The organism is Phaeodactylibacter luteus, assembly GCF_007993045.1.
GTDB lineage: Bacteria > Bacteroidota > Bacteroidia > Chitinophagales > Saprospiraceae > Phaeodactylibacter > Phaeodactylibacter luteus.
Map to the genome: position 1 here is coordinate 1 of NZ_VOOR01000161.1, position 853 is coordinate 853.

At 43.8% G+C, this 853-nt stretch carries 1 protein-coding gene; it reads left to right on the forward strand.

All coding sequences use genetic code 11. The features are described from left to right. Positions 1-28: 28 nt before the first annotated feature. On the forward strand, positions 29-853 hold an 825-nt coding region (locus tag FRY97_RS21955), incomplete at its 3' end, for a transposase (protein WP_147169766.1).

An 853-nucleotide genomic window follows, 5' to 3' on the forward strand; every position in this document is an offset into this window, starting at 1 on the left:
TCTACGAGGTCGATACACGTTCAAAGGCATGGAGCGATATGGCACTTACTGTGAAAAGACCTACCGACTCCAATTTGAAAAGTCATTCGATTTTCTCCAATTCAATATTGAGTTAAGTAAAGAACATTTAGGTGCTCACCGGATTATCGCCTTTGACCCAAGTTATCTTCCCAAAAGTGGGAAGCACACCCCACAGCTTGACAAATTCTGGAGTGGTTGTTTGGGTAAATCCGTCAAAGGCCTTGAAATAGGTGGTTTGGGCGTAGTCGGCATAGATGATCATACGGCTATGCCATTGGAAGCTATCCAGACGCCTGGTCAAAAAGAACTCAAAGAAAAAGGACAATCCCTGGTAGATCACTATGCCCAGTTGATCATCGAAAGGAAAGAGCAGCTTCGCCAGGTATCTAAGTATGTGGTCGTAGATGGCTATTTCTCAAAGATTTCCTTTATCGACCCGGTTTGCAAGCAGACCGATCTAGAAGTTGTTTCTAAATTTCGTAAAGACGCTGATTTGAAATATCTCTACGCCGGTCCTAGAGAAAAAGGACGTGGCCGGCCCAAGAAGTATAACGGTAAAATCAAGCTGAAGAAAATTGACAAAGACCAATTCCAACTGCTCCACGAAGATCAGGAGGTGAAAATATGGGGATTGATCTGTTGGGCAGTCCGTTTGAAAAGAAAGGTCAATTTAGCCTATGTTGAGTTCCTTGACGAAGGTCAGCCTACAGGCCGGTATGCCGTATACTTTTCAACGGATCTGGAACTGGATGGCCAGTTGATCTACGCTTATTATAAGGCTCGTTACCAGATTGAGTTCTTATTCAGAGATGCCAAGCAATACACTGGTTTG